We start from the raw sequence: 12305 nt of genomic DNA on the forward strand, positions 1-12305 counted from the left end.
ATCGGCGCCTACCCCTCGGCCGTCCGGCCACACCCGCGGCCCCTGCCCGCCTGCCCGCCCGCCTGCCCGCCTGCCCGTCGACCCGCCTGCCGGTGGATCCGCACGCCCGCCGACCGGGCCGCCCCCCGCTCAGCCGGAGGAGCTGAGCGCCTCCGCGAGCCGGTCGCCGCCCTGGGCGGGCACCGAGCGGCCGCACCGGACCAGGGCCTGCACCGGGTCGGGGGCCGGGGTGCGGTCGGCCGGGGGGACGTGCGGCAGCGGCGCGGTCTCGCCCAGGAAGACGCGGCGCACCACCCGCTCGGCGGCGCGCCCGTCGTCGAACTCGCAGAACCGCGCCCGGAAGGCGGCGCGCAGCTCCGCCGCCGCCTCGCCCCGCCACGCACCCGAGGCCAGCACCTCCAGCAGCTCCTGCTCGCTGCGGGCCACCGCGCCGGGCGTCTCGCCGGGACGGCCGGAGAGCACGTCGAGGTAGGCGCCGCGGGACTCGCGGTAGACCTCCCAGTCGTCGGCGTAGACGACGATCGGCCGGTCCAGGTTGGCGTAGTCGAACATCACGGAGGAGTAGTCGGTGACCAGGGCGTCCGCCGCCAGGCAGAGCCGCTCCACCGAGGGGTGGCCGGAGACGTCGACCACCGCGCCGGCCCGGTCCCCGGCGGCGCCGTCCCCCTGCGGGCCGGCGGCGTCCTGCCGGTCGTGGAAGTAGTGGGAGCGGGTGAGCAGCACGTAGCCGGGGCCGAGGGCGCGCATCAGGCGGTCGGGGTCCAGCCGCGGCCGGTAGGAGGTGCGGTAGTCGCGGTGGGTGGGGGCGTAGAGCAGCGCCACCGCGCCGTCCGGGATGCCGAGCTCGGCGCGGGCGTCCAGGACGTCCTGGGCGGTGGCCGTGTAGAAGACGTCGTTGCGCGGGTACCCGTACTCCAGCGTGGTGTAGCCGGCCGGGTAGGCCCGCTCCCACGCCAGGGTGGAGAAGCGGTTGCTGCTGAGGCTGTAGTCCCAGCGGTCGACCCGCTCCAGCAGCCGCTCGAAGTCCATCCGCGCCGCCGGGTACCCCTGCAGGTCCAGGCCCATGTACTTCACCGGCGTGCCGTGGTGCGTCTGCAGGTGGACCGTGCCCGGCCGCTTGACCGCGGAGTCGGGGAAGTTGACGTTGTTGACGAAGTACCTCGCCCTGGCCATCACCGCCCGGTGGCGGCGGGAGCCGGGGTGGACGAAGCGCACGCCGGGCGGGACCTCGGCGCGGCGCCGCCGGTCGACCACCCACACCGTCTCGACGTGCGGGGCCAGCTCGCGCAGCTTCGCGTGGATCGCGGCCGGGTTGCAGGACGGCCCGCGGTTCCAGTACGCGGCGAAGACGGCCAGGTCGCGGCGGACCGGGAGGCGGTGCTGGATCCGCTGGTAGGCGCCGAGCAGCGGGCGGCCCACCGCGTGCCGCAGCCGCCGCAGCGCCGTCGGGGAGGTGCGGCGCACCCACTCCAGGGCGCGCAGCGCCGAGTGGGCGCGGCGGCGGCCGCGGGCGAGCAGCCGCAGCCGGGCGGCCTCGGGGCCGGGCGGCTGCCGGTACCCGGCGGGGCGGTGGCGGCGGCAGTGCCGGGCGGCGCGGCGGAAGTACTCGCGGCGGGCGTCGGCGGGCACCCGGTCGGGGCGGCTGACGACGGTGTGCAGGTGGTGCAGCATCCGGCCGTAGACGACCGGCCGCCACCGCTCCAGGTCGGGGCGGGAGTCGAGGAAGGCGAAGACCCGGTCGTACTGGTCGAAGACGTCGAAGTGCTTGCGGCTGCTGGTGGAGAGGATGTTGCCCTGCCGGCGCTGCCGGTAGTGGACGCAGACCCGGTCGAGCAGGGCGATCCGCTCGGCGGCGAGCATCGCCGGGTAGGTCCAGGGGGTGTCCTCGTAGTAGCCGGGCGGGAAGCGCAGCCCCTGCCGCTCGACGAAGTCGCGGCGGTAGGCCTTGTTCCAGACGACCATGAGCAGGCCGAGCAGCTCGGGGCGCTGGTCGACCGCGAAGACGTCCGGCCCGGGGCGGGAGAAGAGCTCCGCGTCGCGGCTGCGGCGCACCTTCCGGTTCCAGTAGGTGCGCGCGTAGTCGTAGACGAGGATCTCGGGGTCGTCGCACGCCGCCAGCCGGTCGGCGACGGCCTGGAGGGCGCCGGGGGTGAGGGTGTCGTCGCTGTCCAGGAAGAGCACGTACTCGCCGGTGGCCGCCTCCAGCCCGGCGTTGCGGGCCCGGCCCAGGCCGACGTTCTCCGGCAGGTGGAGCACGGTGACGCGGTCGTCGCGGGCGGCGGCCTCGTCGAAGATCTCGCCGCAGGCGTCCGGGGAGCGGTCGTCGACGCCGATCAGCTCGAAGTCCTCGAACGACTGCGTGAGGACCGAGTCGATGCACGGGCCCAGGTAGGCCTGGACCTTGTACGCGGGGACGATGATGCTGAACCGGGGCATGGGCATCCACATCGGGTCGACGGGCACGGTACGCGGGTGCCCGGGCCGCGGGTGCCTTCCTCCGCCTGCGGGCAGGCGGACCGGCCGACAGCCGGTCCGTCACCTGCCTCAACGACCGTACGGCGCAGGGGACACGCCCGCCGGAGGGTGAAACGTGGCCCCGCGTCCCCCTCGCCGACACCGGGCGGACACCCGGCGTTGCCCCGCCGTCCGGCCCGGCCCGGGCCGGGCGGCACGTGGACGCGTGCCGCCCGCCCCTAGGACGCGCCGAACGCGTACGCGTGCAGCGGCCGCCAGACCTCGTCCGCGCCGAAGCGGTACAGGCTGTACCCGGGCACCTCGAACGAGGCCCGGAAGCCCCTCATCTCCTCGTACGCCCGGTCCAGGGCGTCGTCGGGGAGGTTGTGCGCGACCGTCACGTGCGGGTGGAAGGGGAAGTTCAGCTCGCGCGCCAGGGGCCCGGAGCGCACCGACGCCTCCACCTCGCGGCACTCCTGCATGCCCTCCTCGACGCGCACGAAGACCACCGGGGACACCGGGCGGAAGGTGCCGGCGCCCAGCAGCAGCATCGGGAACGGCCGGTGCCGGGCGGCGACCGTGCGCAGGTGCTCCTGCACGGCGGGCAGGTCCGCGACCGGGACCTCGGTCGGCGGCAGCAGGGTGACGTGGGTCGGTATGGAGCGGGCGAGGGGGTCGCCGAAGGAGTCCCGGGCGTCCTGGACCTCCTTGCCGAAGGGGTCCGGGACGGCGATGGACACGCCGATGACGACGCTCCGCGGCGCCCCCTCCCCGTCCGCCGGGGCGGCTCCGGTGTCCATGCGGGTCAGTGCTTCGCGGGGAGGAAGCCGACGCGGTCGTAGACGGCGGCCAGCGTCACCGAGGCGGTCTCGCGGGCCTTCTCCGCGCCGCGGGCCAGCACCCGGTCGAGCTCCGCCGGGTCGTCCAGGTAGGCCCGGGTCCGCTCCTGGAAGGGGGTGACCCAGTCGGTGAACGCCTCGGCCAGCTCGGTCTTCAGCGCGCCGTACAGCTTGCCCTCGAAGTGCCGCTCCAGCTCGTGCACCGAACGGCCGGTGATCGCCGAGTAGATGAGGAGCAGGTTGGAGACGCCGGGCTTCTTGTCCTCGTCGTAGCGGATCACCGTGTCGGTGTCGGTGACGGCGCTCCGCAGCTTCTTGGCGCTGGACCTCGGGTCGTCGAGCAGGTTGACGAGGCCCTTGGGGGACGACGCCGACTTGCTCATCTTGACGGCCGGGTCCTGCAGGTCGTAGATCTTCGCCGTCTCCTTGACGATGTACGGGGCCGGGACGGTGAAGGTCTTCCCGAAGCGGGTGTTGAAGCGCTCCGCGAGGTCGCGGGTGAGCTCCACGTGCTGGCGCTGGTCCTCGCCGACCGGGACGGCGTCGGCCTGGTACAGCAGGATGTCGGCGACCTGCAGGATCGGATAGGTGAACAGGCCCACCGAGGCCCGCTCGGCGCCCTGACGGGCGGCCTTGTCCTTGAACTGGGTCATCCGGGAGGCCTCGCCGAAGCCGGTGAGGCAGTTCATCACCCAGGCCAGCTGGGCGTGCTCCGGCACGTGCGACTGGACGAAGAGCGTGCAGCGCTCCGGGTCGAGGCCCGCGCCCAGCAGCTGCGCGGCGGAGACCCGGCTGTTCTCGCGCAGCACGGCCGGGTCCTGGTCCACGGTGATCGCGTGGAGGTCCACCACCGCGTAGAAGGCGTCGTGGGTCTCCTGCAGGGCCACCCACTGGCGTACCGCACCCAGGTAGTTCCCCAGGTGGAACGAGCCGGAGGTGGGCTGGATGCCGGAGAGCACGCGCGGGCGATCAGTGACCATGCCGCCCATTCTCTCAGGAAAGGCGGGCGGCTCTGCGACAGGTTCCGACTCGTCGTGTTTGACCGGGTCGCCCGCCCCGGTGCGGCGGGGCGCCGGCGCGGGGCCGGGCGCACGGGTCCGGCCGGGGAGCCGGGGCGGCCCGGCCCGGGGCGGCCCGGCTCAGGGCACCTGGCGCAGGTACAGCGCCCCGCAGCTGTGGCAGAACGGCTCGGCCGCCTCGCTGCCCCAGGCGTCCGCGGACTGGGTCGGCGCGCCGGGGTCGAGGTCGCGGCCGCACAGGGCCCGGACCCCGCCGTCCTCCACCATGTGCCAGTGCCTGACCGCGCCGTCCTCGGCGTCGTACTCGGCCCGCATCTCGTACGCCATGGCGGCCGCTCCTCTCCGTCAGGTCCGTACGTCCTCCCCTCCACCATGACCGCTCCGCGCGCCGCCCGCCCCCGGAGGGGCGCGGGCGGCGGCCCCGGCGTCACGGACGGGCCGCTCCGGAGGGTCCCGGGCGGCCCGGACCGGGCACGGACTCGGCGGGACCGGCCGCACCCGGCGCACCCGGCGCACCCGGCGCACCCGGCGCACCCGGCGCACCCGGCGCGGGGACGCCCGCAGCGGTGACGCGGACGCGGGCGATGCGGCGGCCGTCGAGCGCGGCGACGGTGAGGCGGTAGCCGCCCGCGGCCGCGACCTGGTCGCCGACGGCCGGCAGGCGGCCGAGGGCGGCGACCGTGTAGCCGGCGACGGTCTCGTACGGTCCCTGCGGCAGCTCGACGCCGGTCTCCTCCGCGAAGTCGGCGAGGTTGAGCAGTCCGTCCACCTCCATGCCGCCGCCCGCGAGCCGCAGGGTGGCGGTGGCGGCCTGGTCGTACTCGTCGCGGATCTCGCCCACCACCTCCTCCACGAGGTCCTCCAGCGTCACGATGCCCGCCGTGCCGCTGTACTCGTCGACGACGATCGCCAGGTGGTGCCCCTCGCGGCGCATCTCCGACATCGACGGCAGGACGCGGTTGGTGTCCGGGAGCAGCTTCACCGGGCGCGCGAGGTCGCGCACCGTGCGGGCCGGGGCGCCGGAGCCGTCGTCGGGCCGGTACAGGTCGCGGACGTGCACGAAGCCGACCACCGTGTCGTACGAGCCGTCGACCACGGGGTAGCGGGAGTGCGGGTAGCGGCCGACCTCGGCCCGGACCTCGTCCAGCGCGCGGTCCGCGTCGAGGAAGGTGACCTCGGTGCGGGGCACCATGACCTCGCGCAGCTGCCGCTCCCCCGCCGCGAAGACCTCCGCGATCAGCTGCCGCTCGTCGGCGCCCAGCTCGGTGTTGGACGCCACCAGGCCGCGCAGCTCCTCCTGGCTCATCGCGTCCCGCCCGGCCCTGGGGTCGCCGCCCAGCAGCCGCACCATGAGGTTGGTGGAGCGGGAGAGGAGCCAGATCGCCGGGCGCAGCACGACCGAGATCACGTCCACGGCGGGCGCGGCGAGCAGGGCGATGGGCTCGGCCCGCTGGAGGCCGATCCGCTTGGGGGTCAGCTCGCCGAGGACGAGGGAGATGTAGGAGATCACCAGCGTGAGCCCGACCAGGGCCACGGTGTCGGCGATCCCCGGCGCCAGGCCGAGGTCCTCGAAGAGCGGGGCGGCCTTGCCCGCGAGGGTCTCGGCGCCGAAGGCCGCCGACAGGAACCCCATGCAGGTCACCCCGACCTGCACGGCGGCCAGGAAGCGGTTGGGGTCGCCGGCCAGGTGGGCCGCCCGCGAGGCCCGCTTGGTGCCCCGCTCGGCGAGGGCCCGGATCTGGCCCTCCCGCAGGGAGATGAGGGCGATCTCGGCCACGTTGAAGAGGCCGCCGACCAGGATGAAGACCAGGACGAGCGCGGCGTCCCCGAGGGTGTCGTTCACAGGGGAAGTCTAGGAACCCGCCGGCGCCCGTGGTCCCGCCCGGCCGGGCGGGCCCGCCGGGCCCTGCCGGAGGCGGGCGCGGGCCCCTACAGTCGAGGCAGGGGCCGCACGGCCACGGGCCCCGCCCTCGGTCAACGGCGACCCGGTGGAGAGAAGCCATGAGCGATCCGCACAGCCCCGCACCCGGCCCGGCCGCCGGCCCGGCCGCCGCCCCCGACCCGACCGCCGGTCTCATCGCGGCCGCGGACGCCCACAGCGCCCACAACTACCACCCGCTGCCGCTGGTGGTCGCCGAGGCGGAGGGCGCGTGGATGACGGACGTGGCGGGGCGCCGCTACCTGGACCTGCTGGCGGGCTACTCGGCGCTCAACTTCGGCCACCGCCACCCCCGGCTGGTCGCCGCCGCCCGGGCGCAGCTGGACCGCGTCACCCTGACCTCGCGCGCCTTCCACCACGACCGCTTCGCCGCGTTCTGCACGGAGCTGGCGGAGCTGTGCGGGATGGAGGCGGTGCTGCCGATGAACACCGGCGCGGAGGCGGTGGAGACGGCGGTAAAGGCGGCCCGGCTGTGGGGCTACACGGTGAAGGGCGTGCCGCCGGGCCGGGCGCGGATCGTGGTGGCGGCGGGCAACTTCCACGGCCGCACCACGACGATCGTCTCCTTCTCGACGGACCCCGAGGCCCGGGAGGGCTTCGGCCCGTACACGCCGGGCTTCACGGTCGTGCCCTACGGGGACCGGGCCGCGCTGGAGGCCGCCGTGGACGAGGACACGGTGGCGGTGCTGCTGGAGCCGATCCAGGGCGAGGCGGGCGTGGTGGTGCCGCCGCCCGGCTACCTGGCGGCGGTCCGGGAGGTGACGGCGGCGCGCGGCGTGCTGCTGGTCGCAGACGAGATCCAGTCCGGCCTGGGCCGCACCGGCCGGACCTTCGCCTGCGAGCACGAGGGCGTGGTGCCGGACGTGTACGTGCTGGGCAAGGCGCTGGGCGGCGGCATCGTGCCGGTGTCGGCGGTGGTGTCGTCGCGGGCGGTGCTGGACGTCTTCACGCCGGGCAGCCACGGCTCGACCTTCGGCGGCAACCCGCTGGCGTGCGCGGTGGCGCTGGAGGTGATCGCGCTGCTGCGGACCGGCGAGTACCAGCAGCGGTCCGCGGAGCTGGGCGCGTACCTGCACGGGGAGCTGGCGGCGCTGGCGGCGGACGGGGCCGTGCGGGCGGTGCGCGGGCGCGGGCTGTGGGCGGGGGTGGACGTGGACCCGGCGTTCGGCTCGGGGCGGCGGGTGTCGGAGCTGCTGATGGAGCGGGGGGTGCTGGTGAAGGACACCCACGGCTCGACGGTGCGGATCGCCCCGCCGCTGGTGGTCGCCAAGGAGGACCTGGCGTGGGCGCTGGGGCAGCTGCGGGAGGTGCTGACGGGCTGACCGGTGCGGATCCGGGCGCCCGGGCGCCGGCGGACCGTCAGAGGATGACGTGCGGCAGGAAGCGCGCGTACTCGTCGGTGACCGGCCCGTCGGACTCGCGGATGCCGAGCCCGGCCGGCTCGTCCTCCACCACCCAGGCGCCCAGGACGGTCCGGTTGCCGTCGAAGTCGGGCAGCGGGGCCAGCTCCTGCCAGCAGTGGCGCACCGCCGGGTCCGGCACGGGGGCGGGCCCGGTGCCGTCGTGGAGCAGCACGCCGGCGCCCTCCCGGCCGAGCAGCGGCTTGGCCGCCCAGCGGGCCAGGCCGCGCGGGCCGTCGAGGTACGCGGGGAGCAGGTTGGGGTGGCCGGGGTTGAGCTCCCAGAGCACGGCGAGCAGCGCCTTGTTGGAGAGCAGCATCTTCCAGGCCGGCTCGATCCACAGGGTGGAGCCGGTGCCGCCGCCCAGGTCGGCGGTGCGCAGGGCGTGCGCGCCGAAGGCGTCGGAGACCAGCCACTCCCACGGGTAGAGCTTGAAGACGGTCCGCAGGAAGCGGCACTGCCGGTCGACGAACCGGCCCGCGAGGGAGTCCCAGCCGATGTCCTCGACGGCGAGGGAGCGGGTGTCGAGGCCGGCCTGCCGGGCGGTCTCCATGAGGTAGACCACCGTCATCTGGTCCTCGCCGAGCTCGTCGTCGTGCGAGTGGGCGAAGTGCACGGGGTGGCCGGGCGGCAGCAGCCGGGCCTGGTTGCGCCAGGCGGCGACGAGGCGCTCGTGGAGGGAGTTCCACTGGTCGGCGCCGGGGAAGCGCTCCTCCATCCAGAACCACTGGGGGCTCGCGGCCTCCACCAGCGAGGTCGGGGTGTCGGCGTTGTACTCCAGCAGCTTGGCCGGGCCGGTGCCGTCGTACCGCAGGTCGAAGCGGGCGTACAGGCTGGGCTGCTCGGCGCGGCGGCGCCAGGACTCCGCGACGGCGGCGGCGACCGCCGGGTCGGTGATGCCGAGGTCGGCGAAGCGGTCCTCGGCCACGATGTGCGCGGCGGCCTCCAGGCAGAGGCGGTGCAGCTCCTCGACGACCCCCTCCAGCGCCTCGACCTCGGGGAGGGTGAAGGAGTAGTAGGCCGACTCGTCCCAGTAGGGGCGCAGCGAGCCGTCGGGGTGGCGGGTGAGCGGGTAGATCAGGCCCTGCTCCTCGACGGTCTGCTGCCAGCCGGGGCGGGGCTCGGTGCGGTGGCGCTGCATCGGCCGCTCAGCCGCCGCTGCTGTGCCCGTGGCCGCCGAAGCCGCCCCAGTGGAAGCCGGAGCTCTTGTGCGAGCCCTTGGAGACCCGGGGGCCGGTGTAGCGGTGGCCGTAGTAGCCGCCGGCGGCGGTGCCGTGGCGGTGGCCGTCGTCCTCGTACCACTGGTAGCGGTCGGTGGAGGCGTAGCCGTTGCCGGGCTGGCCGTTGCACAGGCGGTCGGCGACGTTCTTGAAGGTCTTCGTGTCGACGCAGCGCAGGTCGGGGCTGTCGTCGCTGCCGCAGGAGGTCAGGGCGAGGGCGACGGCGCTGACGACGCCGAGCTGGAATGCCTGGGACCGCTTGCGTCTCGCGCCGGTCGCCGCCGTGTCCGCCATGGTGCTCCGCTCCCCGTGTCCGCCGGCCGCCGCGGGGGGCGGCCGGACCGTGCGGCCCGAGGGGCCGCGTCCGTACCGGCCGACCACCCTAGCGGCCGGGCCGCGGCGGCGGCAGAGGGGGTGCTGCGCCGGACGCCGGGGGTGCGGACGCCGGGCGTGCGGGTGTCGGGCGTGCGGGTGTCAGGCGTGGTCGTGGCGGGGCGTCGGGGACATGCGGGTGGCGACGCCGATGCGGTTCCAGGCGTTGATGGCGACGGCCAGGGCGAGCAGGCGCGCCAGTTCGGGCTCCTCGAACCGGCGGGCGGCCTCGTCGTACACCTCGTCCGGCACGCCGTGGTCGCCGAGGCGGGTGACGGCCTCGGTGAGGGCCAGGGCGGCGCGCTCGCGGGCGGTGAAGAAGGGGGTCTCGCGCCAGGCGGCGAGGGTGTGGAGCTTGTGCTCGGGCACGCCGCGGCGGCGGGCGTCGCGGCTGTGCATGTCGAGGCAGAAGGCGCAGCCGTTGAGCTGGGAGGCGCGGGTGCGGACCAGTTCGGCCACCACCGGGTCGAGGCCGTCGGCGGCGGCCTTGTCCAGGGCCGTCATGGCCTCGTAGACGCCGGGGACCTGCTGGAGGCGGATGCGCGGCGCGGGCGCGGGGACGGGGGCGTCGTCGAGGGCGGGTGCTGTCGTCGTCATGGGTTCCACGCTAGGGGCGGGGCGGCCCGCGGGCGTGGTCCACTTGGGGCATGGGACCACGGGCCATTCCTGGCAGCGACCTGCACCTCGACCTCGCCCCGGGCCCCGGGGTGCGGGCGGCCCTGGAACGGGCGCTGCGCGACGCGGTGCGGGGCGGGCGGCTCGCGCCGGGGAGCCGGCTGCCGTCGTCGCGGACGCTCGCCCGCGACCTGGGGCTGGCCCGCAACACGGTGGCCGACGCGTACGGGCAGCTCGTCGCCGAGGGCTGGCTGACGGCACGTCAGGGCTCGGGGACGCGGGTGGCGGAGCGGCCGGACGGCGCGCCGCGGGCCGGACGCGCGCCACGGCGCCGGTCCGCCCCGGACGACCCGTTCGCGGCACCGGGCGACGCCTCGCTCCCGTACGACCTGCGGCCCGGCAGCCCGGACCTGTCGCTCTTCCCCCGCACCGCCTGGCTCGCCGCGACCCGGCGGGCCCTGGACGCCGCACCCAACCGCGTGCTCGGCTACACCGACCCGCAGGGGCTGCCGGAGCTGCGGCGCGCCCTGGCGGGGTACCTGGCCCGCACCCGGGGGGTGCGCACCGACCCGGAGCTGGTCGTGGTCTGCACCGGCTTCGTGCAGGCGGCCGGGGTGCTGGGGCGGGCGCTGCACCGGCTGGGCGGCCGGCGGGTCGCGGTCGAGGCCCTGGGCTTCCACGACACCCGGCGGGTCCTGGAGGCGGCGGGCCTGGCGGTGGACCGGCTGCCGGTGGACGCGGGCGGCGCCCGCACCGACCTGCTGGCGGCGGGCCCGGCCGCGGCGCTGCTGACCCCCTCCCACCAGTTCCCGGCCGGGGTGCCGCTGCGCCCGGACCGGCGGACCGCCGCGGTGACGTGGGCGCGGCGCACCGGCGCGGTCCTGGTGGAGGACGACTACGACGGCGAGTTCCGCTACGACCGGCAGCCGGTGGGCGCCCTGCAGGGCCTGGACCCGGAGCACGTGGTGTACGCGGGGACGGCCAGCAAGAGCCTCGCGCCCGGGCTGCGGCTGGCCTGGCTGGCGGTGCCGCCGCGGCTGCTGGACGCCGTGGTGGCGGAGAAGCGGCTCTCCGACCACCACTCCCCCGTCCTGGAGCAGCTGGCCCTCGCCGAGCTGATCGACTCCGGCGGGTACGACCGGCAGGTGCGCCGGGCCCGGCTGCACTACCGGCGCCGCCGCGACCGGCTGGCGGCGGCGGTGGCGCAGCACGCCCCGGACGTGGCCGTGACCGGGATCGCGGCGGGCCTGCACGCGGTGCTGGAGCTGCCGCCGCGGCTCGCCGGGGAGGGCCCGGCGCACGCGGACGGGAAGGCGCTGACGGCGCGCGCCGCCCGGCGCGGCCTGGCCCTGCACACCCTGGGGCGCTACCGCGACCCGGCCGACCGGGAGCCGTACCCGCCCGCGCTGGTGGTCGGCTACGGCACCCCGCCCGACCACGCCTTCACGGGGGCCCTGGACCTGCTGTGCGGGCTGCTGGCGGACCGTGCTCGGCTGTCCGCTTGACTCTCCCCCCGGGTCAGGCGGGAACCTCGAGAGGCCGGGCCGACGGGGTCCGGCGCGGAGGGGTGCACACGTGGGGGACGACGGGGCCCGCTGTCCGTCGGCGAGTCCGCCCGCCGGTCCCGGCCGTCGGTGAGGGCGCTGCGGCTGTACGACCGGCTGGGGCTGGTGGTCCCGGCGGAGGTCGACGCCGCCGGCGGCCACCGCCGGTACCGGGAGGACCGGCCGGCCGACGCCCGCCTCGTGGCCCTGCTGCGGCGGCCGGACATGCCGCCGGCGGCCACCGCCGAGGTGCCGGCGCTGCCCGGCGCCGAGGCGGCGGCCAGGGGCGGGGCGTCCCGGGAGTCGGTGGAGCGCCGGGTCGCGGCGCGGCGGGAGCCGGCCGTGCACCTCCGCATCCGGTCGGCGGGGGACGAAGGGAGGACGGGGATGTTCGAGATCCGCGAGCGGGAGGTCCCGGAGCAGTGGGTGCTCACCGAGCGGCGCACGGTGCGGGTGGCGGAGCTGCCCGGCTGGATCGGGGAGGCCGTGCGCCGGCTGGAGGAGGCGGCCCGGCCGCTGGGCGGGGTGGCGGCGGCGCCGTTCGTCGTCTACCACGGCGAGGTGACCGAGGACGGCGCCGGGCCGGTGGAGGTGTGCGTGCCCGTCGCCGGCGGGCGGACGGTCCCGGCGGGGACCGCGTCCCGCCGGGAGCCGGCGCACCGCGAGGCCTACACCCGACTGGTGAAGGCGCAGGTGGCGTACCCGCAGGTCCTCTCGGCGTACGACGCGGTGGCGCAGTGGATCGCGGCGGGCGGACGCCGCCGCACGGGCCCGGGCCGGGAGGTGTACTTCGCCGACTGGGCGGCGGCGGGGCCGGACGACGCGGTGTGCGACGTGGCGTTCCCGGTCGGCTGAGGCGCGGACGCGCGGCGGCCCGCCGCCCCGGGGAGGGGCGGCGGGCCG

General features: G+C 76.4%; 11 protein-coding genes. 3 read left to right on the forward strand and 8 right to left on the reverse strand.

Going from position 1 to position 12305, the window contains the following annotated elements; genetic code table 11:
* Window positions 1–129: 129 nt before the first annotated feature.
* The 5 genes from LO771_RS05460 to LO771_RS05480 form a co-directional block, all read right to left on the reverse strand.
* Entirely contained in the window at window positions 130–2436 is a 2307-nt protein-coding gene (locus LO771_RS05460) for a bifunctional glycosyltransferase/CDP-glycerol:glycerophosphate glycerophosphotransferase (protein ID WP_230648560.1), read from the reverse strand.
* A gap of 257 nt (window positions 2437–2693) precedes the next feature.
* Window positions 2694–3254: a 2'-5' RNA ligase family protein gene (locus tag LO771_RS05465; protein ID WP_230648561.1), complete on the reverse strand. Its 561-nt coding sequence runs from the start codon at window positions 3252–3254 to the stop codon at window positions 2694–2696.
* 5 nt (window positions 3255–3259) lie between these two features.
* On the reverse strand, window positions 3260–4273 hold the full coding sequence (gene trpS / locus LO771_RS05470) for a tryptophan--tRNA ligase (protein WP_230648563.1): 1014 nt from the start codon (window positions 4271–4273) through the stop codon (window positions 3260–3262).
* Window positions 4274–4432: 159 nt separating this feature from the next.
* Window positions 4433–4639 (reverse strand): hypothetical protein, encoded by a 207-nt coding sequence (locus LO771_RS05475; RefSeq protein ID WP_230648565.1) that lies wholly within the window; start codon window positions 4637–4639, stop codon window positions 4433–4435.
* Between the two features lie 100 nt (window positions 4640–4739).
* On the reverse strand, window positions 4740–6155 hold the full coding sequence (locus LO771_RS05480) for a hemolysin family protein (RefSeq protein WP_230648566.1): 1416 nt from the start codon (window positions 6153–6155) through the stop codon (window positions 4740–4742).
* Window positions 6156–6313: 158 nt separating this feature from the next.
* On the opposite strand from LO771_RS05480, the gene rocD reads away from it, so the two are divergent.
* Window positions 6314–7573, forward strand: coding sequence for an ornithine--oxo-acid transaminase (gene rocD, locus LO771_RS05485; RefSeq protein WP_230648568.1), 1260 nt, complete (start codon window positions 6314–6316; stop codon window positions 7571–7573).
* A 37-nt stretch (window positions 7574–7610) separates the two neighbouring features.
* On the opposite strand, the gene LO771_RS05490 is transcribed toward rocD, so the two are convergent.
* From LO771_RS05490 to LO771_RS05505, 3 genes are all read right to left on the reverse strand, one after another.
* Window positions 7611–8792, reverse strand: a complete 1182-nt coding sequence (locus LO771_RS05490; protein WP_230648570.1) for a glutathionylspermidine synthase family protein — start codon at window positions 8790–8792, stop codon at window positions 7611–7613.
* A 7-nt stretch (window positions 8793–8799) separates the two neighbouring features.
* Window positions 8800–9165: a hypothetical protein gene (locus tag LO771_RS05495; RefSeq protein ID WP_230648572.1), complete on the reverse strand. Its 366-nt coding sequence runs from the start codon at window positions 9163–9165 to the stop codon at window positions 8800–8802.
* A gap of 180 nt (window positions 9166–9345) precedes the next feature.
* Entirely contained in the window at window positions 9346–9840 is a 495-nt protein-coding gene (locus LO771_RS05505) for a carboxymuconolactone decarboxylase family protein (protein ID WP_230648574.1), read from the reverse strand.
* Between the two features lie 50 nt (window positions 9841–9890).
* Between LO771_RS05505 and LO771_RS05510 the strand changes: the two genes are divergently transcribed.
* Window positions 9891–11363 (forward strand): PLP-dependent aminotransferase family protein, encoded by a 1473-nt coding sequence (locus LO771_RS05510; protein ID WP_230648575.1) that lies wholly within the window; start codon window positions 9891–9893, stop codon window positions 11361–11363.
* A gap of 90 nt (window positions 11364–11453) precedes the next feature.
* Window positions 11454–12257: a MerR family transcriptional regulator gene (locus tag LO771_RS05515; RefSeq protein WP_255743867.1), complete on the forward strand. Its 804-nt coding sequence runs from the start codon at window positions 11454–11456 to the stop codon at window positions 12255–12257.
* Window positions 12258–12305 lie beyond the last annotated feature (48 nt).

This window comes from Streptacidiphilus sp. ASG 303 (assembly GCF_020991365.1).
In the GTDB taxonomy this organism is placed as follows: domain Bacteria; phylum Actinomycetota; class Actinomycetes; order Streptomycetales; family Streptomycetaceae; genus Peterkaempfera.

Bases quoted from the DNA above. Each gene is read 5' to 3' on its own strand.
- LO771_RS05460 (WP_230648560.1), bottom strand. From the start codon at position 2,436: ATGCCCCGGTTCAGCATCATCGTCCCCGCGTACAAGGTCCAGGCCTAC.
- LO771_RS05465 (WP_230648561.1), bottom strand. From the start codon at position 3,254: ATGGACACCGGAGCCGCCCCGGCGGACGGGGAGGGGGCGCCGCGGAGC.
- trpS (WP_230648563.1), bottom strand. From the start codon at position 4,273: ATGGTCACTGATCGCCCGCGCGTGCTCTCCGGCATCCAGCCCACCTCC.
- LO771_RS05475 (WP_230648565.1), bottom strand. From the start codon at position 4,639: ATGGCGTACGAGATGCGGGCCGAGTACGACGCCGAGGACGGCGCGGTC.
- rocD (WP_230648568.1), top strand. From the start codon at position 6,314: ATGAGCGATCCGCACAGCCCCGCACCCGGCCCGGCCGCCGGCCCGGCC.
- LO771_RS05490 (WP_230648570.1), bottom strand. From the start codon at position 8,792: ATGCAGCGCCACCGCACCGAGCCCCGCCCCGGCTGGCAGCAGACCGTC.
- LO771_RS05495 (WP_230648572.1), bottom strand. From the start codon at position 9,165: ATGGCGGACACGGCGGCGACCGGCGCGAGACGCAAGCGGTCCCAGGCA.
- LO771_RS05505 (WP_230648574.1), bottom strand. From the start codon at position 9,840: ATGACGACGACAGCACCCGCCCTCGACGACGCCCCCGTCCCCGCGCCC.
- LO771_RS05510 (WP_230648575.1), top strand. From the start codon at position 9,891: ATGGGACCACGGGCCATTCCTGGCAGCGACCTGCACCTCGACCTCGCC.